Origin of the sequence: Actinobaculum suis, from assembly GCF_900618115.1 — a bacterium.
Lineage (GTDB): Bacteria > Actinomycetota > Actinomycetes > Actinomycetales > Actinomycetaceae > Actinobaculum > Actinobaculum suis.
Window position 1 is genome coordinate 1,503,120 of the sequence record NZ_UYIO01000001.1, and the last position, 25,718, is coordinate 1,528,837.

Sequence of the window (25,718 nt, forward strand, 5' to 3'; positions counted from 1 at the left end):
GGCGCTGCCGCGACGGGAAGAAGCGGCAAATTCTTGCCGCTTGCAGGTTTCTATCTGTCTATTTAATTATTTGATGCGGTCACGTTCATCTTGAATTTCAATCGCGCCGGCACTGAGCTTATCGAGATGTTGCGAAGCATGGTGCCCGCAGAAATACAGTTCTCCATATGGCATATGTACTCGCACGTATGCCTGTGCCCCGCAGGCATCGCACCGGTCCCGAGTGGTTAGAGTCCTCGTTTCTTGCAGTGTTGTAGTCACATATACATCAAAGCATGAACCGGCCCAAAAATTCCTGTCGGGACGGCTAGGTTCACCCGCCGGGAAATTTCCGGGCTGCTACTGCCCCGCTATTTCGCGGCTTCGCCTCCTTATTTGAGGAGTCGCTCTCATCTCGTGGCTTTCGGGATGACTTGGGGCCAGGTCAGCTTAGACTTCCGGCATGATTCCTTCCGTGCCATCTAGTAGCGGTTTTGCGGTGGTGGACGTGGAGACCACCGGCCTGGATCCGCGAACCGATAGGATCGTGCAAATCGGCGTCGTCTCCCTTGATCGGCAGGGCTATAACCAGGGTGAATGGGTGAGTTTGGTGCAGCCAGGCCGGCCTATGGGAGCAACTTTTGTGCATGGGCTTACGGCGCAAGACGTGCGGGAAGTACCTTCCTTTACGGCGCTGATTCCGCAGCTAGAAGAGCTTTTAAGCGGCCGGGCAGTGGTAGCCCATAACGCACCTTTTGACGTGAGCTTTTTGAATGCGGCGTTTGAGCGTGCTTCCTACCCGTTTGCGATTCCCGCCCAGGCCACCGTGTGCACGATGGAATTATCGAAAATTTATTTGCCGGAAGGCCGGCATTCTTTACCAGCAGCCGCAGAGCGAGCCGGAATACAGCTAACCGAACACCACCGTGCTTTGGCAGACGCGCGGGCCGCAGCGGGCCTCTTGCAACACTATTTGCAAGAAGAAGCTAAAGGAAACCACTATGCCGAGCATGCCATCGCTCGCGACGGGCGCGTCTGGAAACCAGCCGCCTGGGAAGGCGCACTTCGCGCTGCCATTGATATTTCCTGGCCAGAGCCGCTGTTCTAGTGCCGCGCACGTTATCGCGCCGCGCACGTTATAGCGCCGCGCACGTTGTAGCGCCGCGCACGTTCCTCGCACCGTTTTGGAAAGACAACGCTTCTCGGTATTCACAGCGCGGTTTCACACAAGATTTTTTGGCCCGGCTCGCACTACAAAAAATGGAAATGGCCCGGCAGGCACTGCGAACCGCGGAAATGGCCCGGCACGCACTGCGAAACCGTTTGGTTCCAGCAAGGCACACCGGGCCACTTAGTTTTGTAGTTGCGTTAGTTTTTCAGTTACGGCTTTGCCCGCGCGCTTTCCCGCCCGGGCTGCTCGCACGCAACACCTGATTTTTTCTTTTAGCCGCGCTTTATTCGAGGTAATCGCGCAACACCTGGCTGCGGGACGGATGGCGCAGCTTGGACATCGTCTTGGATTCAATCTGGCGGATGCGTTCACGCGTCACGCCGTAAACCCGGCCAATTTCGTCGAGCGTCTTCGGCTGCCCATCACTCAACCCGAAACGCATCGAAACCACGCCAGCTTCCCGTTCGGAAAGCGTATCGAGCACTTGCTGGAGCTGTTCCTTCAGCAAAGTAAAGCCGACCGCATCATCCGGATGTACGGCTTCCGAATCTTCGATCAGGTCACCAAACTCAGAATCTCCATCCTCCCCGAGCGGAGTGTGCAAGGAGATCGGTTCACGCCCGTACCGTTGCACCTCGATAACCTTTTCTTCGGTCATATCGAGTTCGTGCGCAAGTTCTTCCGTAGTGGGTTCCCGGCCCAGATCTTGCAGAAGTTGGCGTTGCACCCGCGCCAACTTGTTAATCACTTCCACCATGTGTACGGGGATACGAATCGTTCGCGACTGGTCTGCCATGGCACGCGTAATCGCCTGCCGAATCCACCACGTTGCGTAGGTAGAGAACTTGTAGCCCTTCGTATAGTCAAACTTTTCGACGGCGCGCACCAAACCCAAGTTCCCTTCCTGAATCAAATCCAAGAAGAGCATCCCCCGCCCGGTATAACGCTTCGCCAAAGAAACCACGAGCCGCAAATTAGCTTCCAGCAAGTGGTTCTTCGCCTGCCGGCCATCCCGAGCAATAATCTTCAGTTCCCGGATGTACTTGCGATCAGACGTATCAACCCCATCCGTATCGAGCAAATGCTGCGCATACAAACCGGCTTCAATACGCTTCGAAAGTTCTACTTCCTCTTCCGCATTCAGCAACGGCACCCGGCCAATCTGCTTCAGGTAATCCTTAACCGGATCAGCGGTCGCACCGGCAACATGTACGCGCACTGCCGGCTCATCAGACTCATCCGAATCCTTGACGGTGAAGGAACCCTTAATCCCGCGACTCGCCGTCGGCTTATCGTCCTTAAGTGCGGCTTGGGCTTCGGTTTCTTCCTCTTCCTCTTCTTCCTCTACTTCGCCGTCCTCAAGGTCTTCATCATCATCGACCAGATCAGCTTCGAGGTCATCTTCTTCATCCAGGTCTTCCAGATCTTCCAGATCCTCTTCATCGTCCAGATCTACATCGAGATCTTCCGGCAAAGTATCTTCGAGTTCTTCTTCTACTTCTGGTTTTTCTGGTTCCGCCTGGGCCTTCGCCGCCGCCTTCTTCGTAGCCGCCGACTTAGTTGCCGTGCTCTGCTTCGCCGTAGATTTCGCCGCAGCCTTCGCGCCGGTCTTAGCCGGGGAGGCCTTCTTGGTAGTAGCTGCCTTCGTGCCGGTAGTCTGCGAAGCCGCCGCCTTAGTGGCAGTGGTCTGCTTCGCCGTGGACTTCTTGGCAGAAGTCTTCTTCGTTGCGGCGGTGGACTTAGCCGCCGTCTTCGTAGTGCTGGCCTTCGCGGCCGCCGTCTTCGTAGTAGAGGTCTTCGTTTCCGAAGCCTTCGTCGCCGCCTTCTTAGCGGTGGCGGACTTCGCAGCAGTTGCCGCCTTGGTAGCAGTCTTCTTGGTTGCCGCCGCCTTCTTAGCGGTGGCGGGCTTGGTAGCAGACTTTGCCGTCGTACTCTTCTTCGCACCCGCCTTCGTACCGGTGCTACGAGAACTAGATTTTGCACTCGCGGACGTTCCCGAAGTGGAGGTTTTCTTCGCCCCCGACTTCGCGGAACCCGCCGCTGCCTTCGCACTACTCTTCCGCGTAGTACCGGACGCCTTTTGCGAAGTAGTACCGCTCCCCTGCGCTTGCGTTTCCTTCGCGTCCTGCACGGCTGAGTTTTCTGTGCTGGCTGACTTCGTGGCCACGAGACACCTTTCTGCTGACGACTATGCTTTCTGGCGTCCACTATGATCCCCCATAAAATAGCAGGAAACCAAATGGACGCACTTCGACCTATCAGTTAAAACGTCCGCACCCGCATTCTCATTCCCAGCAAACTCCAAAGTGGCTCGAAACACATCTACGCGCCTGGATTCCCGCCCCGCACTTTCCGTTCCCCGCTTCCCCGCCCCACACTTCGCCGCCCTACAACGCGCTCTGTTTTCTCCTGCTTCTCGTCCTCACCTCGTTCCTTCCCGATCTTCACCGCCGGGCGTGGAAAGCCACGGTGGTAGCGAAGCCCATTCCAGAGCGCGTGCCACCAAATTCGCAAGCGTGTAGTCCCGATCGGCGCGCAATGCTTCCCGGGCGCGCTGGCCCGCTAGCGAGGTCATGCCAATCCACCACGCAATATAGGCGCAGGTTGCCAAGGGGCACGGATCGTCATCCGGCGCGTAAGCGGCCACGGCGTCGCACAAACTAATCACCGCTTTCGCGCGCTGAATATGCGGGGCTTTATCTTTAATTTCTTCCATCGTGGGCCCCACCGCAATGTTTTCCAGCGCGGTGAGTGGAATTGGGGAAAGGGCGAGGCTGATCACCTGATCGCGCATCGTCGTGTCCATCAAACCCGCGAGCGCGATTCCGGCTTCTTCCGCTGTGACCTCGATAGTGGCTTCGTCGGCGAGTTTTTCGGCGCGGGCCAGGAGTGTATTCCACATTTGGGTTTGCCTGCGGTTTTCTTTCCGACGCCGGCTTTCGTTGCGTATCGTGGTGGCTTTTTGGCGTTGTGCGGAAGTGTGGCGGCGGATGGCGCGAGAGGGTTCTTTTTCTAGGGGTGCGGATCCTTCGTATACGAAACTGGCGGCGGCTGGGGATTCGGAGAGGGTTTCCCAGGCGGCAAATTCTCCGCTTTCGACGTCGAAATAGCCGTCCTTATCGGCAAGGAAAACGTCTAGACTCCACGGCGCGGAGGAGGCGGCCCACATTTCGTCAAGTCTTTCCCCGGCGTGGGTGATCGCGTGCATGGCGGTTTTGTAGATCTCAGTGCCAACGAAGTTACCGAGGTCTTCCGTGTAGATAGCGGCGATCACGCGTTGCATAGCGCAAGCTTGCACGGCATTGGCGATCGCGAGGCGAGTTTCGGGAAGTACGGGGCCGGCACTCAGGTTGATTTTCATGACCGGACCTACCGAGCCGGAAGGTGCAGCCGGACTATTGGGAGCGCATTGGGCCCCAAAAATGATCAGGTGGTTGTGCGGGTAAAAACCCAGGATATGCGGAATGACTGCTAGTGCCTCCGCGGGGCGTCTTAGAGTTATTGTCTGCATGTCCCCTATCTCAACAGGCGCCGGTTTTACTAGCCGGAGCCGGGCGGCAAACTGTGGAAAGCGTTTGCGTACCGCCACCTGTGGAAAGCGCGCGGGCCAGGTAAGGTAAATCGCATGGATTTGCACCTGGATGAGTACCGCACCCGTGTTGAGCAAAGAATTTCTGCCCGCCTCAGCAGCCTACGCCGTTTCGACGCGGTTGCTGGCCCTGCTTCCGAGTTGGTGGATTCCTGTTTGGAGCTTGCCCGGGGCGGGAAACGCTCCCGCGCTGTTTTGGTGCTCGCCGGGTTCTTAGCTGCCAGTGCTACCGACCACGTGGCCAGTGCTACCGACCATCCGGCTCCGCGCAGTCTTGCCCGAACCTCTTCCAATAGCGCCGAACAGGCTGAGTGCTGCGCCGCTGCGCATAGCAATATTGGTGCTACCGCGCCTACCGATGGTGATGCCACTGGGGGTAGCGATAGTTGTTTCGCTGGGCAAACCGAGATCTTGGGCGCTTGGCGCGAAGCGCTGGCCCGGGCGGGCGCCGGCGTCGAACTGTTTCATTTAGCGGCGCTCATCCACGACGATCTGATCGATGCTTCCCCGGTGCGGCGCGGGGTACCTACCGTCCAAGAACGGTTTGCCGATTTCCATGTTTCCCGCGGTTGGGTTGGTTCCGGTACTGCTTTCGGGAGCGCTATCGCCGTGATCGCGGGCGACACCGTCCTCGCTCAAGCCTGCACCGAAATCGCGAGCGGGCAGGATCTGGCCCAAAAAATCTCCGCCACTACGGCCGGGGTGGAAACTTTGACGCTGGAAAACTCGGCGGTGGATGCCTTCAACCTCATGGCCGAAGAAGTTGCCTACGGCCAATATTTGGATTTGCGTGCGGAAGTAGAACCGGCCACGGATCCGATTGCGCGTGCCTTCCAAGTGATCCGCTACAAAACGGTGTCTTATTCCGCGCTATATCCGCTCCTCATCGGGGCGCGGCTCACCGGCGCCAGCACCCCGGAACTCGAAGCTACCCTCACGGCTTTTGCGGTGCCTTTCGGGGAAGCTTTCCAATTGCGCGACGACGACTTAGGCATTTTTGGCGAACCGGAACATACGGGCAAACCCGCAGCCGGGGATATTACCGAAGGTAAACACACCGTGTTGCGTGCCCTCGCCGAAAAGGAGCTATCCTCCAGCCAGCGTGCATGGTTACAATCCCTGCAAAAAGAAAAAGGTGGCATGGTGGCGCTCGCCGATGCGGAAGTGGCACAGGTACGCAAACTGTTCATCACGAGTGGAGCCCGGGACGCACACGAAGCACTTATTGCCCAACGCGAGGAGGCCGCCGGCGCCGCCCTGGAAAAGCTTCCCGCGGCCAGCGCGCAAGTGCTTTCTAGCCTGCTCACCTCTTTTGCCGGACGCATCTACTGACAAACTGTTCTATGCGCCGGCCACTTCTACTGACTAACTAGTTCGAGCTTGTTCTAACTAGCTCTAACTAGCTCTATCTAGCTAAAGCCGGTAGCTAAAGCCGGGCTATAGCCCGGGGCATAGCCTTCGTGCTAGCTATAGGCCCGTATTTAGCCTTGCATTGCCAGTAGCCACTAGAAAGCCCGGCAGCTACTAGAAAGCTACGACTAGAAAGCTAAGCCGGCGATCACGCGGCGGACCGCGTGCGTTTTCCCATCGAGCAGGGCTTGCATGGGTGTAGTTCCCAATTCGAGATCCTCGCGCAACAACCAGCCTTGCGCTTCGGCGTCGTTATACCCAGAATCTTTGAGCATCGTGAGCGTGCCGCGCATCGAAGGCAGCGGAATAACGGCACCATCTTTTTCCACTAGCATCCGCGAATCGACCATGAGGTCCCCATCTTCCGTGCGGCGGGTAGCAAGCAGGCGCAAATCGCGGAGCATGCTACGCACTTCGCGTTGGGAAACATTGAGCGCTTCGCCCACTTCTCGTAAGGTCAACCAAGTCACGTTCTGTTCAGTCACACAACTAGATTACCGCTCGTACCGAGACTTTTGGAAAACAGGCAGCACACGGAGTTGGTTTCAAAAAACCGTCCCATAGTTCCTTGACTTTTTGATGTGATTCATGCAATTTCCCTAGCATGGCCGTGACATCTGACTCAAGATCAACTATTCTCACAGGTGTATTTATAAGAACGCTTATCTGCGCCATAGTTCGAGCTTCAAGGGAGAAATGAGGGCATATGATCGCTGATAAAGTGCGGGTTTTACGCCCACGCCGTGATCCGCTTCCCCACGAATTACGCGAAAGAATGAGCCGTGAGGTAGCGCCTTCAAAAGTCGAAACCCAAGAAATGGTGAACCGGATCGCTGCGATTATGGGAGTCAACCCCAAACTGGCGATGGCGCACGCCTATGTGGAGTCTGGTTTCGACGCCACTCTAGTTTCTCCCTGCGGAGCCGTCGGACCCATGCAAGTGGTGGCGGCTGCGGGCCGCTGGGCGGAACGCCTGGTAGGACGCGAACTTGATCTGTGCCTGCCGGCAGATAATATTACGGCCGGCGTTGCCATTATTCGGTACCTGCAACGCCACACGGACTCGGCGCGCGAAGGTATCGGCGCTTATTACCAAGGTTTGCGATCGATTCAAAAGGTCGGCCCTTATCCCTCAACCCAAAAATATGTGATGCGCGTTTTGCAAGCCGCCAAGCGTTTCTAAGTTTTTTGTAAGCGGTGGCCCACGAGCACAAAACCGGCGCGCGCTAGGCCGGTAAGTGCAAATCCAGTAAGTGCAAAGCTCGCGGGCACAAAACCGGCGCGCGCCAGGCCGGCGCAAGATTTGGTGTGGGGTTATAAGCCCGTTTTTTCCCGAATAAGGAGAGCCTTTCGGGCTTCCATAGGGTAATTTGTTGAGCGTGAGTATGCTTCCTGAGCTTGGGCAAACCGTCAATGACCGCTACCAGATTCTCGAAAAAATAGCGGCGGGCGGTATGGCCACCGTGTACCTGGCCCGTGACTTGTTTCTCGAACGCGATATCGCGCTCAAATTTCCGCACCCGCACCTAGCTAACCAAACGGTTTTCGTGCAACGGTTCCGCACCGAGGCACGTACCGCCGCACAGTTACGTGACCCGTACGTCGTCACCGTGCATGACCAAGGCACCTGGTACACCGGTGGCAACGACACACCTTTCCTGGTGCTCGAATATGTTCCCGGCCCGACTTTGCGTGCCGCGCTTACCAATTGCGAAAGTTTTACCCTCGGCACCGCATTCACCTTGCTCGAACAAGTGTTGCGCGGGCTTGCAACCGCGCACGACGCCGGAATCATGCACCGGGATGTTAAGCCCGAAAACGTGCTTTTGAGTCACGCTATTGCAGCCGATAGTCCGGCCGATAGCATTCACGCTAAGGTGACTGATTTTGGTTTGGCACGGGCGGTTTCTACCGCCACTTCCGGCGCGAATCCTTTCGGAACCGTGGCTTATGCTGCTCCCGAGATTTTGACGCGCGGCCAATCTTCACCGGCCTGCGATGTTTATTCGGCTGGCATTATGTTCTACGAACTGTTGCGCGGGGAGCAACCATTTACCGGGCCGCATAGTGCCAATGTGGCCTATCAGCACCTGAACCGGCCCTTGCCGCTACTACGCGCCCAGGCCGGGTGGATACCCGAAAGTATCGACCGTTTGCTTACTCGCATGGCCGCAAAATCTCCGGCCGAGCGTTTCCCTACCGCACGGCCCGCCCTGGCTGCCCTGCGTGAAGTGCGCGCCGAAATCCCCGACTCTCTTCTGCACCGGCGCATTACTTCCACCGCGGATGCCTCCGCACCGGCGTCGTTTGCACCAGCCGGGCCCCCGCCCACTGTTTTCCCCGGTACACCGATAGCGCCGGCCGCACCAGGATCGCTGGCCGCACCAGGATCCCCGGCCACACCGACATCGGCGACGGTGCCAGTATCACCGCCCACAACGATCTCACCCACCACGCCAATAACCACAGCAATACCAGAGGTGCTCGGCGAAGCTGAGGCGCCCGGCGGAGTTGAGGCACCCAGCGGAGTTGAGGCACCCAGCGAAGCTGAGGCACCCAGCGAAGCTGAGGCACCCAGCGAAGCTGAGGCACCCAGCGAAGCTGAGGCACCCAGCACGGCAACCATGCCATACACGTCTTCCTCACCGGAAGCGGCGCCGCAGGCGACGCTACAAGCGCCCGGCATGGCAACTACTCCATATACGCTTTCTCCGCCGGAAGCGGCACCGGAGAGAGCACCGCAAGCGCTACCGCAAGTTGCACCGCAAACGGTACCTGCGCAAAGTTTTGTTCCCACTCCGGCGCCTACCCCCGCAGCTGTGTGGCCGAACGCCGCCGATGGCACAGTTTCGATGCCGGATAGTGGTGGGCCTGCTGCCACCCGCATAATCACCGGTAGCCTTCCGGTTCCTGAAGCCCCGAGCAGCCTTCCGGTTCCCGAAGACCAAACTGGCCATCCGGTTTCCGAAAACCAGAAAAACTCGCGCCGCGGTACCGGTTATGCGGACCAAAGCGGTACTGGTTATACGAACGGGTTAGTTCGCGCGGGCGGCGCTACGGTTGGCCAGCGGCGCGGACTTTGGGCTATGGCTTTGGCCTGTCTGCTCCTCGCGCTCGCGGGCATCATCTTTTTTGTTTTCGTACGGCCAAGTGCCCCTTTCGGGGTGGAGTCAAGCACCGTGGTAGTGCCGGAAGTTGCTGGGCTCTCGCTTACTGATGCACGGGTCCGGATTGAAAAAGCGGGTTTGGTGACCAGTAGCTTTGAAACACCAAACGGGCAAAAGATTGGAACCGTCCTGGAAACGGCGCCGGCTGCCGGAAGTGAAATCAGGGCCGGAGAAACAGTGCGGATAACTGTTTCTTCCGGCCCTGGCCAACACAAATAACTAGTTTTAGAGGCGGACGTCGCGCAACATATCAGCCACTTGGAAGGCAACTTCCAAGGACTGCTGGTGGTTGAGCCGCGGATCGACCAGGGATTCGTAGTTGTCCCCCAAGGTTTCTTCCACGATTTCTTCCGAACCGCCCAGAATTTCGGTAACGTCGTCGCCCGTCATCTCCAGGTGGATACCACCCGGATGGGTGCCGAGCTTTTCGTGTACGGCGAAAAAACCCCGAATTTCGGTCATAATATCGTCGAAACGGCGCGTCTTGATGCCATTGGAAGCCGTGATCGTATTGCCGTGCATCGGATCGGAAACCCAGGTGACCGGCCGTCCATCGGCCCGTACCGCTTCCACAACCCGTGGCATCCGCTCCACAATATTTGCGGCGCCCATCCGGGTAATAAAGGTCAACCGGCCCGGTTCCCCTTCCGGATTCAAAGCGTCGATCAGCGCAATCGCATCTTCCGGCGTCGCTTCTGGCCCCAGCTTCACCCCGATTGGGTTACGCACACGGGAAAGTAACTCCACGTGTGCTTCATCCAAACCGCGCGTACGCTCCCCAATCCATAGGAAATGCGCGGAAGTCATGTACGGCTGTTTGGTCCGCGAATCAATCCGCGTCATCGCGTGCTCAAAGGGCAAAACCAGGGCTTCGTGGGAAGAGTACAGATCGGTTTCCGTCAAATCCCGCTGCTTCATATCGACCCCAGCGGCCTCCATGAAACGCATGGCCCGATCAATTTCCTTCGCCACGGTTTCGTACTTTTCGTACGCTGGGTTGGCCATAAAGCCCTTGTTCCACGAATGCACTTCCGAAAGGTCCGCAAAACCACCCTTCGTGAAGGCCCGCATCAGGTTCAATGTGGCTACCGAGTACAGGTAAGACTCGATGAGCCGCTGCGGATCATGCCGGCGCGATTCCGGCGTGAAATCGTAACCATTAATCGAATCGCCCAGGTAGGAGGGCAAAGTAACATCTCCGCGCGTTTCCATCGGATTGGAACGCGGCTTCGAATACTGCCCTGCCATTCGGCCAATCTTCACTACTGGCACCGAAGCGCCATAAGTGAGGATTGCGGACATCTGCAAAATGGTTCGCACTTTGGCGCGAATCCGCTCTGCCGTTGTTTTCTCAAAAGACTCAGCGCAATCGCCACCAAACAGCACAAAGGCCTGGCCCTTTTGGGCGCGGGCAATCTGCTCCTTCAATTCATCTGCTTCACCAGCAAAAACCAGCGGCGGTAATTTACGCAAATGCGCGATAACGCCGGCCAACTCTTCCGGATCGTCATAATCCGGCTGGTGCTTGGCAGGTTTATTCTTCCATGCGGAAAGTTCCGCGATCGCATTATTATCGGCGTCTTCGAACATATCGGGATTGTATACATATCCGCCCGTAAGCGGGTAAACATTCCAGCAAGCGGGAGTATCCTTCCCCAATTCGTGGCCATCTTCACGGTTTTACCGAGTAACTCGGTGCTTGCCGGGTATTGCGGGGCGCTTACGGTCTGCGCGGCGTCTGCTCGGCAACATCGCTGCAACCTCGCTGCACTTTCTGGCCTTCGGGCTGGCATTTTATCCGTGTTTACTTTCCTCAAAAATGGGCGACCACCGGCGGCGTCGGAAAACCGCACTGCCCGCAAAACTTCTCGGAAACATAAAACGCGAGCCCGGCAAGGCGCTAAAACCTTACCGGGCTCGCAGGCGTTATTTATATGTTCTGCAGAACAGAAACCGTTTACTTAGCGGGATGAGGTTCGATATCTTGTCCGATGGACCGCATGGTTTCTACGAACCAATCGGTGGTGATATCGAAAGCCTTGTGGCCTGCCACGCGGCTAAATTCGATATTGGTCAAAATGTTGCCGTTTTCTTCATCATGCCCGATAAGGCCCGGCTTGCCAGCTAGTGCGCATTCAACTGCCAGATCTACCATGCCTTTAATGAGCCGCAGGTCTTCCGGATTGGGCCGCGAAGCACGCGAATAGTAGCCCGACTTTTGCACATTGACCTTTTCCGCACCCAATTTGTCTGCAAACTGGCGGGCGAACCACTGGCCGGGATTAATCAAATCGAGCTTCACGTGGCCGAAGGGATCAACCGGAACTTCTTCGCCCGCAGCCTTCATTTCTTCCACGATTTCTTCCACGCCAGCACCTTCGGAAAGGAAAATATTTACGTTCCCGATCTCGTCCATAATGGCGCGCAGGCGCTTAGCTTCCTTCGCAATATCAATATGCATTTCCGGGAGGAACACGGCATGTACATCCCAGCGTTCCTTGGTGAGCCCGAGCGCGGGAGCATATTCTTGTTTGCCAACCCAATCGTGGTAGTACTTGGCGGCTTGAGCGGTGAGGTAACCACAATTACGACCCATCACTTCATGCACCATGAGCATGCGCGGGTTGGAACGGTGTTCCCCAATCACGTGGGCGGCGAACTTGGCTGATTCTTCCGCTGCCGTCCACGCGCCTAGCGATTGCTTGACCGGCACAATATCGTTATCGATCGTCTTCGGCAGGCCGACGACGGTCAACTCGTGGCCATGTTCATGCAGGTAATGCGCAAGATCTGCGGCCGTAGTGTTGGTATCGTCTCCGCCAATGGTGTGCAAGACGTCTACGCCGTCCTCGGTAAGCCGGTTTGCGGCAAATTCCAGCGGATCGGCGTCTTCGGGAACAAGCCCGCGTTCTACTAGATCCTTCTTATTGGTGAGCTTGACACGCGAATTTCCGATCGGTGAGCCGCCCCACTTGTGGAGCACGTGAGCTTGCGCGCGAGCCTGCGGAGTGACCTCGATATAGTTACCAGTGAGCAGGCCATGGTAGCCATACTGATAAGCAATGATTTCTACATCAGGGACCAATTCGGTATACCGCTCGATGAGACCTCCCACGGCGGAGGAAAGGCAGGGAGCAAAACCCCCGGCAGTAAGTAGCGCAACTCGGCGGACAGTCATCTTTGAACCTTCCGTTTCCTGAAAATACCAATCGGGTAGCGGCCCGAGCCACTACCGTCCTTAGTTATCCTACAGGCGGCTAAGCTGATCTTCATGGACCAACGAGCCGAGGAACCGCAGGATAAAGATTTCGACGCCGCCTGGGAAGATATTTCCCGCCAACTCGAAGCAGAATTCGCTGCCGACTCCGAAACTACTACCGCGCCGCCGCAGAATTTGCCGCCGCACACACCCGCGTCCCCGGAGGATAACGCCCAGCGGCAATTAACTGGCGAACCGCAAACCACCACAGCACCAGGGAAGTTTACGCCCGCCTTTGCAGACGCCGTTTCACATACTGAGAATTTTGCGCCGCGCCCGGCCGGGCCGCGCGATTGGAACCCAGCCCCTGAAGATTTAGAGGACGTGCCTTTCGCTGAAGGTCACGATCCGGAAACTTTTGCGAGTTACAATCCGCCGCCAGCTCCCACGCATCCGGCCGCACCATGGCTATGGGGTGGCTCGGGTCTTGCGGGCGTTCTTGCCATATTGTGCCTGCTCGGGTACTTGCCATATGGCACGTTTGGCGCTGCAGTTTGTGCGCTGGTAGCTTTAGGCCTCGTCGGGGCGGCAGTTGTTTGCACCTCCCCCGCCCGGGAAGATACCGATCCTTTCGACGACGGCGCCCGCCTCTAGCCAGTTACTCAGTTTTACTCAGTTTTGATTCCCGCCCGCACTTAGCTATCACGGCTCAGCTCCGCGGTTCTGTCCGCTGGCAAACCGCGGAATTAGTCGGCGCACACAAATCGCGGAACTAGTACCCACCAATTCCGCGAAAACCGTACACACGCAAACCACGGAATTAGTCCGCGCACCAATTCCGCGAAAACCGTACACACGCAAACCGCGGAATTAGCACCCGTACACAAACCGCGGAATTGGTGCGCTGTGCGTAAGCTGATGGGGTGACGCGCGAATCTTTGTGAAAGGACTGCGAAAATATGCGAACTGGCCGGGCGTCTCGTAAGGATTATCTCGATCTTGATCCGGCTCGGATTCACCGGGAAGGGGCGGCCCCGCCCGCGCCTGAACAGCTTACTTTTACGGATTTGGGGCCAGAACTCAACGAAGTGACTTTTATCGTCGTCGATCTGGAAACCACCGGAAATAAACCGGGTTTGCACGCGATCACGGAAATCGGGGCGGTGAAAACACGCGGCGGAGAAACCGTGAGTGAGTTTTCTACTTTGGTGAACCCGGAAGTTCCCGTCCCGGCTTTTATTGCTTCCCTCACCGGGATCACTACCGCGATGACGGTAACCGCCCCAAAAATTGCCGCCGCGCTACCCGCGTTTTTAGATTTTGTGGATCCGGATTCCCGCCCGGTTTTGGTAGCTCATAATGCCCGTTTCGATATTGGGCATTTGCGCGGCGCCGCTCAGGTTTTGGGCCTGGATTTTCCCAGTTTGCCGGTGCTTGATACTTTGCCCCTGGCGCGTCGCGTGTTCACGCGGGAAGAGGTGCCGAACTATAAGCTCGGTACGCTCGCCGGTTTTTGCCGTGCCACGCACAGCCCCAGCCATCGGGCTTTGGCGGATGCCCGGGCAACCGTAGACGTGCTGTACACGATTTTGGGGCGTTTGGGCCCGCGCGGGGTCACTCATATTGCGGATTTGTTTGCGGCTTCCAATCCGGTGCCCGCCCACCGGCGCCGCCGCGCCTACCTTGCCGATGGGCTTCCGAAAGGGCCCGGCGTGTACCATTTTCTGGGGCCGCGCGGCGAAGTTTTGTATGTAGGCACCTCGAAAAACGTGTACAAACGCGTGCGCCAATATTTCACCGCCGCAGAAACGCGGGGCCGGATGGCCGAAATGGTGGACCTGGCCCAAAAAGTGGAAGCCTTCCCCACGGCTACCGCGGTAGAAGCCGCGGTAGTGGAATTGCGGCATATAGAAAAATACGATCCGCCTTATAATCGCCGCTCCCGCCGGCCTAATTCGCAACCGTGGCTGGTTTTGGACCGCAAACCTCGCACCGGCGAACCGCATATTCGGGTAGCGCGCGGCATCCCAGACGCAGATATCGAAAACTGTTTAGGGCCGTTCTTTTCCGGTGCGGCGGCCCGGCGCGCCAAAGAACTAATTTGTTTAGAAGCAGGCCTGCGCGAAGGGGGTTTGCAGATCCCGCGGGCCACCGATTTTTCGGATTCGCCATGTACGATTCCCGGGCACGTACCTGGCTCTGCACCCGGGCAATGTGTTTTGCCACCGCGCGGCACGGCGAACCCGGTTGAGGTTGCTTCACGGCGTGCCGCCCAGATTTTGGCTGGAGACGTAGCCTCCGTATGGGAGCACCACTTGGCTTTGATCCGCAAACTCGCGGCCGCCGAAAACTTTGAGCAAGCCGCAATCGAACGCGACCGCCTCGCCGCGCTTATGGGCGCTGCCCGGCGCCGCGAAAAACTCTTACCTTTGTGGCGCAGTTTCCGGATTATTGCCGCCCGGCGCCGCGATTCGGGCTGGGAGATCGCCGTTATCTGTTGGGGGCGTCTCACCGCCGCAAGTTTTTGTGCCGACGCCGCACGCCCCGCCCTCCCGCTAGCCTCGCCGCAAACCGGCACGCGAACAAATGCTGCGGCAAGGCCTCCAGCAGGCACGCCAGCAGATGCCGCAGTGCGGGCGCAAACAAGTACCGCCGCACGAGCAGAACCAAGTACCGTCACACCGGCAGAACCAAGTACCGCCGCACGGGCGCAAACCCGGGTGCCGGCCGCTGATATTCCGCGACAGGCACAGTTGCTCGCACAAAACGCGGAATTAGTAGACCGCCCGGAACGGGCAGCGGGTTTAGCAAGCAGTGAGGAAACCGAGATTTTGGCGAACTGGTTGGCAGATCCGCGCACGCGTATTTTGGAACATATCGGCACTATGCCACTAGGAGTACCCGTGCAGGGTGCGGCACGTTTCCGCCTGCCCGCAAACCTGCGCCAGCTTCCCCGCAATAAATAAACTTTGGCCGGCTTTGCTTGGCCCGTATGTTCGGACCTAGCAAAGCCGGCCAATAATCGTTTTATTTTCCGTTCGTATTGATTTAGCAAACAACTGGTTCTAGTAGCCGCCTGGCTTTAGTAGCCTGCCGATTTTGCTAAACGGCCGGTTTTAGCAGCCAGCCGGTTTTAGCAGACGGCTAGTCTTAGTAGACGGCCACGATGTCTGCCACCACGCCCATGGAGGCCGTGTCTGGTTTGTTCGGATCAGGCACGCCAATGTAAACGCGCGATCCGGCCGGAACTCCCTGCAAATTCTGGCCAAAGAGTACGTGATCGGAAGGGAAGACGCGCGGGCCGGAAGGCGTGCCTTGGGCCTGCGGTTTCCAGGTGGATTCAGCAACCGAAGAGTTATCCCAAGAAACTGCTTCGAACTGGACTACCACCATCGATTTTTCCTTGATCGGCTGGCCCGTGCCCCGCGCAATCACCTTCGTGGTGATTTCCTGCGGCGCTGCTTGGCCTTCCTTGACCGCCAGGTCGGTTACCGGCTGACCCAACTCGCCCTTGTATTTGACCGGCAAAGAATCCGGATCGGTTTCTACCTTGGCATCTGCCTGCCCGGCCGAATCGCCCTGCCAGGCCCCGTTAACTTCCACGTAGAAAGCGAGCGTGGCATTCGGTTCGATTCCCTGCGTACCGCTTTCGCCATATCCGAGCTCCGGCGGGATGGAAACAATGAACTTATCGCCCACGTGCGAATCTTCCAGCACCGTAGACCAGCCCTTGATTACCCCACCTACCGGGAAGGATGCAGCCGCGCCCCGTTCAAAGGAAGAATCGAAGACCTTCGCATCACCCCACTGCTGGCCCACATAGTTGACCACTACCGTAGAAGCCGCGGTAATCTTCGCACCCGTGCCTTCTTCCAGTTTTTCCACTCGCAGATCGGCGGGTTTTTCTTTCGTTGGGAACTCGAGGATGGGCTGGCCGGCGTCGTTCTTCGCCAGCTTTGGCATTCCCTCACTCGTATAGTTGATCTCTACTGGAGCTGCACTTTCGGTAGCTGAAGCGGTAGCTTCTGCAGAAGCCGAGGCCGAAGCGTTGGCATCAGAATTAGCACCACCCGAGCAACCGGCCAATGCTAACCCTACAGCGGCCAAAGAAACGGCCAGGATCGATTTACGCATGCTTTTCACCCAAATTCTTCAACAACAATGCTTCTGCCAGAATAGCGTTACGCCAGTCGCCCAGGTGTAAGGATTCGTTGTGGGCATGTGCACGAGTGTCGGGATCTTCCACCCCGGTAATCAGAATTTCTGCTTCCGGGAACACTTCATGTAGATCCGCTACGAAGGGAATCGAACCGCCGGTACCAATTCCCACCGCGTGATGGTCAAAAGCTTCCGATAGTGCATCGCGCATAATCTGCGTTGCCGCTGCCCCACTATTCACCTTGAAACCGGGGCCGGCTTCCGCCACTTCAGTAGTTACCTGCGCTCCATACGGGGCGTGTTCATGCACGTGCTTTGCCAGAAGTTCGCCGGCTTCTTGCGGATCTTGGCCCGGTGCTACGCGCAAAGAAAGATAAGCCTTGCACACTGGAATAATCGTGTTGGAAGATTCAGCGGTAGAGGTCACGTCCATACCAATCACCGAAATTGCCGGTTGCGTCCACATCCGCGAGTTATACGAACCGCGCCCAATAATCTGCATATCTTCCGGGATTCCCGCGTCTTGCCGCAGATCGGCCTCGGTGTACTCCACCTCGGCGTCGTCCCAGCTTTGCAAACCGGCAACCGCAACCGCTCCGTCTTCATCATGCAATGAAGCAATAATGTGGCTCATCGCCGTCACTGCGTCCAAGGCCACCCCGCCAAACATGCCGGAATGAATCCCGTGGCTCAAAGTGCGCACTTCCACGCCGAGCCGTACCACCCCGCGCAAAGAAGTGGTAAGTGCTGGTTCGCCAACCTTCCAGTTACTCGAATCGGCCACCACGATCACATCGGCCGCCAAACGCTCCCGATATTCTTCCAAGAAGGCGTGGAAGGTGGGGCTCCCAATCTCCTCTTCACCTTCGATAAACAAGGTCACGTTCACGCCGAGCTCATCGCCCAGCGCGGAAAGCGCGCCCATATGGACCATGACGCCCGCCTTATCATCGGCCGCGCCCCGCGCGTACAGGCGTCCATTCCGTTCCGTTGGCTCAAAAGGTGGTGTTTCCCACCCCTCGGCGGTGCCTTGCGGTTGCACATCATGATGCCCATACAGCAAAACCGTGGGTTTATCCTCCCCCACCTGCTTATGTGCCAATACCGCCGGCCGGCTTTGCAAACCAGAAGGCGCAGTCACCTGCACTACTTCGGCTTCCAAACCGCGCTCACGTGCCAATTGGGCTACGTATTCTGCGCTTTTGCGTACTTCCGCTTGGTCAAAAGCGTCTGCCGAGATCGAGGGGATACGGATGAGATTTTCGAGTTCTTCACGATGGTGAGCCAGTTGCTCATCCACCTTTTTCGCCAGATCTGAAGTCATAGGCTTAGCCTAGCGCGCCGCCGTGCTTGCCCGCGGTAACTTCCTATCGTGGCCCCTGTTTTTCCGTGTTTCCGTACGTATTTTCGTATCGAGTTTTCCATACGGTGTTGTCTGCTCTGCTTTTCCACACCGCGTTTTCCGTATCCATTTTCCTGCTGTGTTTCCTGTGTTTTCTATATCCACCGCGCACTGGCTTCGGTGCAGTACGGCGAGATAGCAATGCGCCGAGATAGCAGTGCGGCGAGATAATCGTTTCACCACACAGTATTGTTTGTGGCGGAATTGTTTGTGGCGGATGTTGGTTTGTTCTCGGGGCGGTTGTGGCACGGTGTTGTTAGTACCTACGGATGCCCCGCGGTTTCGCGGTTGCGTCCGACGCAGTTCGGGTTACGGCGTCGTTAGAGCAACGAAGAGACGATAGTAGGCCGGCGTCGCGCACTTTTTTCTGGTGAACACGTAGACTTGGCGCGGCAAGATTATTGGCAAACTGAGAAAGACTGCGCATGGCACTTTTTGGGAAGAAAAAAACCGAACCGGAAGAAAAACCGGAAACTTCGGCGCCCGCCCAGCGGCCGAAGGGCTATACGCCGGGTAAGGGACGGCCCACCCCGAAACGTAAGGACGTAGAACGCCGCAATCGGCGTCCAATCATTTCCGAAAAATCCACGTTGACTCGGGAAGAAAAGAAGATCCTCAAGGCGGAACAGCGTGCCCGTTCCAATGAGATTTACGAACGGCAACAAAAGGCCATGCGCGAAGGTGACGAAAAGAATATGCCGGAGCTGCATCGCGGCCCTATTCGCCGTTTTGCACGTGACTGTATCGATTCGCGGCGCCACTTTGCGACCCTTGTACTCCCCTTGCTCGCCATTATTTTCATTGGGATTTTCGTGTTGCGGGCCAACCCCGTGGTGATGCAATACTTCGTGTGGGGAACTTACGGTTTGCTGTTCGTAATGCTCTTCGATGGTTGGTTGGCCGCGTATCGCGCTCGCACCCTAGTGGCACACAAGTACGGGGCGGACAAAGTTCCAGATCGCACGATTTCCCAAATGTGGGTCCGTACTTTCTATCCGCGCCGCTGGCGTATGCCGCGCACGCAGTGCGCAATAGGTGAATATCCCGAGGGCGGAGCTCCGGAAGATTTGCGAGCCGCTCGCCAAAAGAATCGGGAAGATCGGCGCCAGGCGCGGGCCGAAAAGCGCGAAGAAAAGCGCACACTACGCCGCGCTAAGAAAGAAAAATAAGAGAAACGCAACCCGCTTGCCGGGCTGGCCCCAGTTCTTCCTGGCCAGCCCGGCTTTTTCGTGCCGCCCGGCCAGCGTAAGTTAGCTGCTCCGCCAGCTAGTGTGAGGTGTCGGCCCTACTAGTGCGCGCTTTCGTTCCCATTCGGCTAACCCGAAGTCCCGCCCGGCAAGTACAAGGTTAGGCGGCTTCGCGCATTTTTTGGAGGTTTGAGGGCCGGGACCATAGCAACCAGGCCAGCGCCAAAATCGCGCCGAGCGTGGGCAGATAGAAATAGGTTTCCCCACCTCGATACCAGGGATTGACGGGCACAAAAGCATCTGGGAAACCCACGCCGAAGAAAGGCAAAGCAATATTTATAATCCAGCACACGGTGGCGACCCAACGCATTTTCCGGCCATTGTGCAAGCAACCGATAGCCCCTCCCAGCCAGCAAAGGGCAGCCAGAATCGTGGTAAATACGTCCAGACCATTCCCGTCAATTGCCGAAGAAGTTGCGGAAACAACTCCCCTCCAACAAAAAACTACTGCCGCTACTAAGAGGGCGAGCAGGAGGAAGCGTGGCCACCCCGTCGCGCGGCGGCGATCGTCCTTAATAATTTCGCCATCTTCTGCCACTACAAACCCCTGTCCTATCGATCGGTTTTCGCACTCCGAGCAAATTAGAGCCCTACTATTATTCGTGCATCTTCATTATTTATGCATCTTTTTCTGCAAGCCCCGAGTGGCTCCGCATCTATCTTGCGTATATTACGCTGTAACTGCAAGAAACTGTGCCTCATCGGGGCCGCGTCGGGCCGCGCCCAAAGCCCCTGCCCGATAGCTGCTTGTGCCCAATGTGGGGCGGCTAAGCGCACCCCGGGCAAAACCCCTGCCGGGAGCTGCTTGGCTCCTGCCCGGCGGTTTGCCCCTGCCCGGTAGCTTGGCTTCGCCCGGTAGCTTGGCTCCGCCCGATAGCTTGGCTCTGCCCGGTATATTATCCAGCCCGGTGGCGCTCATTCCATTCGCGCATAGACTTCGGGTAGCCAGTTTTTTGTACTTCGTAGAACGGCAAACCCAGCTTTTCGGCAAGGCTAAGCGCTACTTTCAAGTCTTGCACTTTGCGCCGCGTCCATTCGCCGTCGCGCGCGATTAGCAACAAAGCGGGTTCTTCCCGCGGGGTGGCCGGCTCAAAATAGGCTTCCACTCCTTTCCGGGTGGAAGTGAAAGCACGCAAGTGTTCTTCCACACGCGTGTTTTCCTCTCGATTGTTCTTGCCGGAAAACAGGCCGCCACCGCGACGCCCCGCACCGCCCCCAGAACGGCGATTATGCTTATTTTTCAAACGCGAGAAAAAACTCATAGGAGAAGCCTACAGATCTTGCGTGCGAGATTCTGGCTACCTCAACAACAAAGTTACGTATCCGTAGCATGTAAATGATAGAAATATCTAGCCCTTTAGTCATTCCAAAGTGGCAGAATAGAACCGTGGTGCGGACCACGTCCGCGTACTGCTCTCACTCATAACCGTAAGGAGAATTTGGTGGCAGAAGTCAAGGAATACGATGTAGTGATTCTCGGAGGCGGTAGCGCCGGATACGCTACGGCGCTCCGCTCAGCCCAGTTGGGCTTACATGTTGCGCTCGTCGAAGCAGACAAAGTAGGTGGCACCTGCCTCCATTACGGGTGCATCCCGACGAAGGCACTATTGCACGCCGCCGAAGTTGCTGACGAAACCCGCGAAGCGCAGCGCGTGGGTGTGCAAGCAAGCCTAACGGGTATCGATATGCCAGCCCTGCAGGACTACAAGAACGGCATAATTGCCGGCATGTTCAAAGGCTTGCAGGGCCTGTTGAAGGGCCGCAAGGTCGATGTGATTAACGGCTGGGGCAAGGTCACGGCCCCGCACACGGTGACGGTTGATGGTACGGAGTATCGCGGGAAGAACCTGGTTCTTGCTTCTGGTTCTTACTCGAAGACGATCGGGCAGCAAATCACCAAGCGCGTTCTCACTTCCACCGAAGCGCTGAATTTGCAGGAAACGCCGAAATCGATCATCGTGCTCGGCGGCGGGGTGATCGGCGTGGAATTCTCCTCTGCTTTCCGTTCCTACGGTGCGGACGTACAGATCATTGAAGGCCTGCCCACTTTGGTGCACGCGGAAGATCCCGAAATCGGTAAGAACCTGGAACGCCAGTTCCGCAAGCGTGGTATCAAGTTCGCCACCAACACCATGTTCGACCACCTCGAAGAAACCGACCATTCGGTGAAGGTCTTCACCCAGGATGGGAAGGAATTCGAGGCCGAATACCTGCTCATTGCCATCGGCCGTGCCCCGCGCACGGAAGGCATGGGTTATGAAGAAATCGGCGTGAATATGGATCGCGGTTTCGTTTTGACCGATGAGCGCCTGCGTACCAATATCGACGGCGTCTATGCCGTTGGGGACATTGTGCCGGGTATCCAGTTGGCACACCGCGGGTATTTGCAGGGCATGTTCGTGGCCGAAGAAATCGCTGGGCTCTCCCCGCGCGTTATTGACGAAACCCTGATTCCGCGGATTACCTTCTGCGAACCGGAAATCGCTTCGGTGGGGCTGAACCAAGACAAGGCGGAAGCCAAGTACGGCAAGGAAAACATTGTTACGGCTTCCTTCAACCTGGCGGGGAACGGCAAGTCGCAGATCCTGGGTGCGCAGGGCTTCGTCAAGCTGGTGCGCGTGAAGGACGGTCCGATCGTTGGTTTCCACGCGATTGGCAAGCGCATGGGCGAACAGATTGGCGAAGGTCTGACGATGGTGGGTTGGCAAGCCTATCCGGAGGATTACGATGGCCTCATTCACCCGCATCCCACGCAGAACGAAGCGATTGGGGAAGTCCTTCTCAAGCTGGCTGGCAAGCCGCTTCACAATTAGCAAGAATTACCGCAGTACCGCGTGGATAACGCTCGTGCCGCAGATAACAAGCTTTTAGACGTAAGAAAACTGAACTGAGGGATTACATGTCTGAACCAATTAAAATGCCCGCGTTGGGAGAATCCGTTGATACCGGTACCGTCACCTCGTGGCTCAAGGAAGTGGGCGATACGGTTTCGCTCGATGAGCCTATCCTCGAGGTTTCGACGGACAAGGTTGATTCCGAAGTCCCCTCCCCCGCAGAAGGCGTACTGGAACAAATCTTGGTACAAGAAGATGAAGAAGTAGCGGTAGGTACCGTGCTCGGCTATATCGGTGATGGTTCCGGAATCGGTGGGGCCGCGGCTGCGGCCGCCACTCCGGCACCGGCAGCCGCCCCGGCTCCTGCAGCCCCCGCTGCTCCGGCTGCTCCGGCTGCTCCGGCTGCTCCGGCTGCTCCGGCCTCCTCGGCCACCCCGGCAAGTGCGGGTACCGGCGTCGCCGTGAAGATGCCCGCCCTGGGCGAATCGGTAACCGAAGGTACCGTAACCTCCTGGTTGGTTGCCGAAGGTGAGGAAGTTTCCGAGGGTGATCCGCTCCTGGAGGTTTCCACCGATAAGGTCGATTCGGAAGTTCCGGCTCCGGCCAGCGGCGTACTCCAGTCCATTGCCGTGCAAGAAGACGAAACTGTAGCGGTAGGTACCGTGCTCGCCTACATTGGCGATGGCGCGGCCGCTGCCCCGGCACCGGCCGCCCCGGCGGCACCGGCTGCTGCTCCTGCTGCCCCGGCTGCTTCTGCCCCGGCGGCATCTGCTGCTCCGGCCGCGGCCCCGGCAGCTCCGGCCACACCTGCGGTTGCTACCGAACCCGATGCTTACATCACGCCGATCGTGCGCAAGCTCGCCCGAGAACTGCAGGTGGATCTAACTACCGTGCAGGGCACCGGCGTGGGCGGCCGTATTCGCCGCCAGGATGTGGAAGAGGCCCACGCAGCCGCCGAAGCCGCCAAGGCCGCACAAGCTGCCCCGGCACCTGCCGCCGCTGCGGCTGCTGCTCCGGCTCCGGCCGCAGCCCCGAAGGCTGCGAAGGTGGTCAAGGGTGGCCCGGATGATCCGGAACTGCGCGGTACCACGCAGAAGATGTCGCGCCTGCGCCGCACGATCGCGGACCGCATGGTCGGCTCGCTGCAAACTTCTGCCCAGCTCACCACGGTTATCAAGGTGGATGTGACCAACTTGGTGAAGGTGCGCCAGGCGCAAAAGAACGCTTTCCAAGAACGCGAGGGCACCAAGCTCACCTATCTGCCCTTCTTCGTGAAGGCCGCGGTAGATACGCTCAAGACTCACCCGACCCTCAACGCCCGGATTTCCGAAGACGGCAAGACCGTCGAATACTTCGACTACGAGAACATTGGCATCGCGGTTGACACCCCGAAGGGCCTGTACGTTCCCGTAATCAAGAACGCTGGAGATCTCAATGTGGCCGGCCTGGCCCGCGCTATCAATGTGGGCGCGGCGAAGGTGCGCGAAGGGAGCGCCGGCGTGGACGACCTAACCGGCGGTACCTTCACCATCACCAACACCGGCGGCAACGGCGTCATGTTCGACACCCCGGTTATTAACCAACCGGAAGTTGCGATCCTCGGAATCGGTGGGATTATGCGCGAACCGGGCATCGTCAAGGCGGCTGATGGTAGCGAACTGATCGGTATCCGTAGCTACCTCTACCCGGCGATCACCTACGATCACCGGCTCGTTGACGGTGCGGTAGCGGGCCGGTTCTTGAAGGACTTCAAGAACCTCCTCGAAAACACTGATTTCAACGAATGGCTGTAAAGCTCTAACCAAACCGGGGCTGTACAACCCCAAACAAGCGGGCCGGGATGCAACCGGAAACTGGGTGGCAAACTCAAGTTTCCGAGAATCCCGGCCCCGCTTTATGCTTCCGGTTGTTTTCCGAGTGTCGCGTTATGCGCCAATTATACACGCCGCCCAAATAGGCCATGATTCATTTCTCTACCTCTAGTTTTATGCAGGTTTTGGAAGGACGAAAAGCCCGTTCTATACTTTTTCTATGAATAAAATTCACGCGGCGGCCGCTCTTCTTGCTGCCTTTTCTTTTGCACTCACCGCTTGTTCTGGTTCGGGTTCGACCCAAAACTCGACCGGAAATGCTTCCGCAAGTTCTGCAGCTACGCAGGCTTCCGGTTCAACGCAGGGGGCTTCCCAGACGGAACGCAAGGCCGTCACTGATCCGGAAAAGGACCAGCCGGTTTCTTGTATGACGGGCGGCACGGCAGAAAAAACCGAATTTGCAAACCTGCAGGAAGCCTGGCAGAAAGGTGCTGCGGATCGTTTTGCTTGCGCGCCGGTTTATAACGGTGTGCAGTGGAAGAGTAGCGGCCGAAACTCGCAAGAAGAAGCCGCACTCAAAGCCGCCAGCGATGCTGGTTCGGCCGCTTCCCTCGGCGATCTTTACACCACTTGCGCTTCCCCGGCCTTCGGAATCGATTCGCTTTCTGCCACACCTTCTGCTAATACCATTGGCACTTTGCAAGGTGCGGTAACCCTGTGCCCAAATCATCCGGACGCCCAGAAAGCCAAGGATTTCATCGCGCAACACCCAGCTCAGCCGGCTAGCAAGTAAACCGGCCCAGCCGGCCGCCAAGCCAGCCCCAGTCAGCCCCAGCGCCCCGTAAAGCTAGAGGGCGCTGCCGGCGGCTAAACAAAAGGGCACTACCGGCGGCAAAACAAACCAGCCCCGCCAGCCGGCCACTAAACAAAATGCGCAGCTATACAACTGTCGTTTTAGTGGCGCGCGGTCTCGGGGCAGGGCAAAACTTCGGAAATCCGCCAGGGTTGGCTTTCTACCACCCAGCGTGCGCAGCGTTCCGGTCCGGCTGGCACACGCTCACCGCTGTTAAAGACAAGTTCTTCTTGCACCGTCAGCACTTCTAGCACTTGTAGCTCAGATTCGGCGGTCCAGTGCGCGGAAACCATGCGCGTGTGTATCTGGGAGACAGGATTGGCGGCCAAAAAGTCCGCGAGCGCGGCATCTTCTGCGGCAGCTGGTGAGGCGGGAACCGTCAGGGCCTGCAACTGGGCCCTGTCTCCCGCCATGATTGCCGCATCGCGTTGCGCGAGCAAACCACGGGCAATGCTTTCTGCCTCCGGCTGGTTCCCACGGATACCAGCCGGAGGGTTTTCTTTTTCTTTTTCGGAGCGCGATGCGGTTTGGGGAGTCTGCGTTGTTCCGGGGGTGTTCGCTGCCGGGGCCGTTTGCGCTACTGCGGGGTCTGGTTCCGTTGCTGGCTCCGCGCCGGGTTCCGACGCCGCCGCGCTCGCGGGTTGCGGGGCTAGGTTTGCCGTTTCGTTCCCGGTTTTTGGTGTTTTCTTCCCGGATTTGTGCGGGGAGATCCGCAAAGTTACTTCGCCGGGTGTGTTTTCCGGCTGGCTTACGGCGCTCTCCCCCGCAGACCACAATACGAGCGAAAATCCGGCCACAATTCCGATTCCCAGAGCCACAAAACCTTCACGCATACGGCTAGCAAAGCAGACTGCAAGGCCCGGCTAGCAGTTATCCACTTTTGCCGTTGCGGACTTAT

21 protein-coding genes are annotated in these 25,718 nt (G+C 57.7%); 10 read left to right on the plus strand and 11 right to left on the minus strand.

Annotation, left to right across the window (positions count from 1 at the left end):
* Positions 1-66 precede the first annotated feature (66 nt).
* The gene (locus H8274_RS06165; protein WP_049620109.1) at positions 67-261 is read right to left on the minus strand and encodes a DUF7455 domain-containing protein; all 195 of its coding nucleotides are present in this window, start codon (positions 259-261) and stop codon (positions 67-69) included.
* Positions 262-442: 181 nt separating this feature from the next.
* On the opposite strand from H8274_RS06165, the gene H8274_RS06170 reads away from it, so the two are divergent.
* A complete protein-coding gene (locus H8274_RS06170) occupies positions 443-1,087 on the plus strand; it encodes a 3'-5' exonuclease (RefSeq protein ID WP_185934101.1) in 645 nt (214 codons plus the stop codon).
* Positions 1,088-1,433: 346 nt separating this feature from the next.
* Here the strand turns inward: H8274_RS06170 and H8274_RS06175 are convergent, their stop codons facing one another.
* Positions 1,434-3,317, minus strand: coding sequence for an RNA polymerase sigma factor (locus H8274_RS06175; RefSeq protein WP_049620111.1), 1,884 nt, complete (start codon positions 3,315-3,317; stop codon positions 1,434-1,436).
* Between the two features lie 255 nt (positions 3,318-3,572).
* A complete protein-coding gene (locus H8274_RS06180; RefSeq protein WP_156181490.1) occupies positions 3,573-4,661 on the minus strand; it encodes a DUF4192 family protein in 1,089 nt (362 codons plus the stop codon).
* A gap of 114 nt (positions 4,662-4,775) precedes the next feature.
* Between H8274_RS06180 and H8274_RS06185 the strand changes: the two genes are divergently transcribed.
* On the plus strand, positions 4,776-6,071 hold the full coding sequence (locus H8274_RS06185) for a polyprenyl synthetase family protein (protein ID WP_185934102.1): 1,296 nt from the start codon (positions 4,776-4,778) through the stop codon (positions 6,069-6,071).
* A gap of 206 nt (positions 6,072-6,277) precedes the next feature.
* Here H8274_RS06185 and H8274_RS06190 read toward each other — a convergent pair whose 3' ends face one another.
* Positions 6,278-6,634: an Rv2175c family DNA-binding protein gene (locus H8274_RS06190; RefSeq protein WP_049620114.1), complete on the minus strand. Its 357-nt coding sequence runs from the start codon at positions 6,632-6,634 to the stop codon at positions 6,278-6,280.
* A gap of 221 nt (positions 6,635-6,855) precedes the next feature.
* On the opposite strand from H8274_RS06190, the gene H8274_RS06195 reads away from it, so the two are divergent.
* Both H8274_RS06195 and H8274_RS06200 read left to right on the plus strand, forming a co-directional pair.
* Complete coding sequence (locus H8274_RS06195; protein WP_049620115.1) at positions 6,856-7,332, plus strand: lytic transglycosylase domain-containing protein; 477 nt, start codon at positions 6,856-6,858, stop codon at positions 7,330-7,332.
* Between the two features lie 202 nt (positions 7,333-7,534).
* A complete protein-coding gene (locus H8274_RS06200) occupies positions 7,535-9,535 on the plus strand; it encodes a serine/threonine protein kinase (protein WP_244924618.1) in 2,001 nt (666 codons plus the stop codon).
* Positions 9,536-9,541: 6 nt separating this feature from the next.
* On the opposite strand, the gene H8274_RS06205 is transcribed toward H8274_RS06200, so the two are convergent.
* Positions 9,542-10,906, minus strand: coding sequence for a class II 3-deoxy-7-phosphoheptulonate synthase (locus H8274_RS06205; protein WP_185934463.1), 1,365 nt, complete (start codon positions 10,904-10,906; stop codon positions 9,542-9,544).
* A 367-nt stretch (positions 10,907-11,273) separates the two neighbouring features.
* On the minus strand, positions 11,274-12,494 hold the full coding sequence (locus H8274_RS06210) for a pyrophosphate--fructose-6-phosphate 1-phosphotransferase (RefSeq protein WP_049620119.1): 1,221 nt from the start codon (positions 12,492-12,494) through the stop codon (positions 11,274-11,276).
* 93 nt (positions 12,495-12,587) lie between these two features.
* Here H8274_RS06210 and H8274_RS06215 point away from each other — a divergent pair, with 93 nt between their 5' ends.
* Both H8274_RS06215 and H8274_RS06220 read left to right on the plus strand, forming a co-directional pair.
* Positions 12,588-13,169: a hypothetical protein gene (locus H8274_RS06215; protein ID WP_065415124.1), complete on the plus strand. Its 582-nt coding sequence runs from the start codon at positions 12,588-12,590 to the stop codon at positions 13,167-13,169.
* Positions 13,170-13,474: 305 nt separating this feature from the next.
* Positions 13,475-15,481, plus strand: coding sequence for a DEDD exonuclease domain-containing protein (locus H8274_RS06220; RefSeq protein ID WP_244924540.1), 2,007 nt, complete (start codon positions 13,475-13,477; stop codon positions 15,479-15,481).
* 184 nt (positions 15,482-15,665) lie between these two features.
* Here the strand turns inward: H8274_RS06220 and H8274_RS06225 are convergent, their stop codons facing one another.
* On the minus strand, positions 15,666-16,649 hold the full coding sequence (locus tag H8274_RS06225) for an FKBP-type peptidyl-prolyl cis-trans isomerase (protein ID WP_049620121.1): 984 nt from the start codon (positions 16,647-16,649) through the stop codon (positions 15,666-15,668).
* The gene (locus H8274_RS06230; RefSeq protein ID WP_185934104.1) at positions 16,642-17,997 is read right to left on the minus strand and encodes a dipeptidase; all 1,356 of its coding nucleotides are present in this window, start codon (positions 17,995-17,997) and stop codon (positions 16,642-16,644) included. Before H8274_RS06230 ends, H8274_RS06225 begins: the two co-directional genes overlap by 8 nt.
* 503 nt (positions 17,998-18,500) lie before the next feature.
* On the opposite strand from H8274_RS06230, the gene H8274_RS06235 reads away from it, so the two are divergent.
* The gene (locus H8274_RS06235; RefSeq protein ID WP_185934105.1) at positions 18,501-19,244 is read left to right on the plus strand and encodes a DUF3043 domain-containing protein; all 744 of its coding nucleotides are present in this window, start codon (positions 18,501-18,503) and stop codon (positions 19,242-19,244) included.
* A 178-nt stretch (positions 19,245-19,422) separates the two neighbouring features.
* Here the strand turns inward: H8274_RS06235 and H8274_RS06240 are convergent, their stop codons facing one another.
* Positions 19,423-19,860 carry a hypothetical protein gene (locus H8274_RS06240; protein WP_185934106.1) on the minus strand — a complete coding sequence of 146 codons (438 nt, stop codon included), beginning with the start codon at positions 19,858-19,860 and terminating at the stop codon, positions 19,423-19,425.
* Between the two features lie 358 nt (positions 19,861-20,218).
* Positions 20,219-20,584, minus strand: a complete 366-nt coding sequence (locus H8274_RS06245; RefSeq protein WP_065415128.1) for a hypothetical protein — start codon at positions 20,582-20,584, stop codon at positions 20,219-20,221.
* 180 nt (positions 20,585-20,764) lie between these two features.
* On the opposite strand from H8274_RS06245, the gene lpdA reads away from it, so the two are divergent.
* From lpdA to H8274_RS06260, 3 genes are all read left to right on the plus strand, one after another.
* Complete coding sequence (gene lpdA, locus H8274_RS06250; RefSeq protein WP_065419489.1) at positions 20,765-22,135, plus strand: dihydrolipoyl dehydrogenase; 1,371 nt, start codon at positions 20,765-20,767, stop codon at positions 22,133-22,135.
* An 86-nt stretch (positions 22,136-22,221) separates the two neighbouring features.
* Positions 22,222-23,949, plus strand: a complete 1,728-nt coding sequence (gene sucB / locus H8274_RS06255; protein ID WP_185934107.1) for a 2-oxoglutarate dehydrogenase, E2 component, dihydrolipoamide succinyltransferase — start codon at positions 22,222-22,224, stop codon at positions 23,947-23,949.
* A 238-nt stretch (positions 23,950-24,187) separates the two neighbouring features.
* A complete protein-coding gene (locus H8274_RS06260; RefSeq protein WP_185934108.1) occupies positions 24,188-24,760 on the plus strand; it encodes a hypothetical protein in 573 nt (190 codons plus the stop codon).
* A gap of 161 nt (positions 24,761-24,921) precedes the next feature.
* Here H8274_RS06260 and H8274_RS06265 read toward each other — a convergent pair whose 3' ends face one another.
* A complete protein-coding gene (locus H8274_RS06265; protein WP_185934109.1) occupies positions 24,922-25,653 on the minus strand; it encodes a hypothetical protein in 732 nt (243 codons plus the stop codon).
* Between the last annotated feature and the right edge of the window lie 65 nt (positions 25,654-25,718).

Excerpts from the sequence above, each read along its gene's own strand:
- H8274_RS06215 (WP_065415124.1), top strand. The coding sequence starts at position 12,588 with ATGGACCAACGAGCCGAGGAACCGCAGGATAAAGATTTCGACGCCGCC.
- H8274_RS06265 (WP_185934109.1), bottom strand. The coding sequence starts at position 25,653 with ATGCGTGAAGGTTTTGTGGCTCTGGGAATCGGAATTGTGGCCGGATTT.
- H8274_RS06225 (WP_049620121.1), bottom strand. The coding sequence starts at position 16,649 with ATGCGTAAATCGATCCTGGCCGTTTCTTTGGCCGCTGTAGGGTTAGCA.
- H8274_RS06185 (WP_185934102.1), top strand. The coding sequence starts at position 4,776 with ATGGATTTGCACCTGGATGAGTACCGCACCCGTGTTGAGCAAAGAATT.
- H8274_RS06235 (WP_185934105.1), top strand. The coding sequence starts at position 18,501 with ATGGCACTTTTTGGGAAGAAAAAAACCGAACCGGAAGAAAAACCGGAA.
- H8274_RS06245 (WP_065415128.1), bottom strand. The coding sequence starts at position 20,584 with ATGAGTTTTTTCTCGCGTTTGAAAAATAAGCATAATCGCCGTTCTGGG.
- H8274_RS06180 (WP_156181490.1), bottom strand. The coding sequence starts at position 4,661 with ATGCAGACAATAACTCTAAGACGCCCCGCGGAGGCACTAGCAGTCATT.
- H8274_RS06230 (WP_185934104.1), bottom strand. The coding sequence starts at position 17,997 with ATGACTTCAGATCTGGCGAAAAAGGTGGATGAGCAACTGGCTCACCAT.
- H8274_RS06195 (WP_049620115.1), top strand. The coding sequence starts at position 6,856 with ATGATCGCTGATAAAGTGCGGGTTTTACGCCCACGCCGTGATCCGCTT.
- H8274_RS06200 (WP_244924618.1), top strand. The coding sequence starts at position 7,535 with ATGCTTCCTGAGCTTGGGCAAACCGTCAATGACCGCTACCAGATTCTC.
- sucB (WP_185934107.1), top strand. The coding sequence starts at position 22,222 with ATGTCTGAACCAATTAAAATGCCCGCGTTGGGAGAATCCGTTGATACC.
- H8274_RS06220 (WP_244924540.1), top strand. The coding sequence starts at position 13,475 with ATGCGAACTGGCCGGGCGTCTCGTAAGGATTATCTCGATCTTGATCCG.
- H8274_RS06260 (WP_185934108.1), top strand. The coding sequence starts at position 24,188 with ATGAATAAAATTCACGCGGCGGCCGCTCTTCTTGCTGCCTTTTCTTTT.
- H8274_RS06210 (WP_049620119.1), bottom strand. The coding sequence starts at position 12,494 with ATGACTGTCCGCCGAGTTGCGCTACTTACTGCCGGGGGTTTTGCTCCC.
- H8274_RS06205 (WP_185934463.1), bottom strand. The coding sequence starts at position 10,906 with ATGTTCGAAGACGCCGATAATAATGCGATCGCGGAACTTTCCGCATGG.
- H8274_RS06170 (WP_185934101.1), top strand. The coding sequence starts at position 443 with ATGATTCCTTCCGTGCCATCTAGTAGCGGTTTTGCGGTGGTGGACGTG.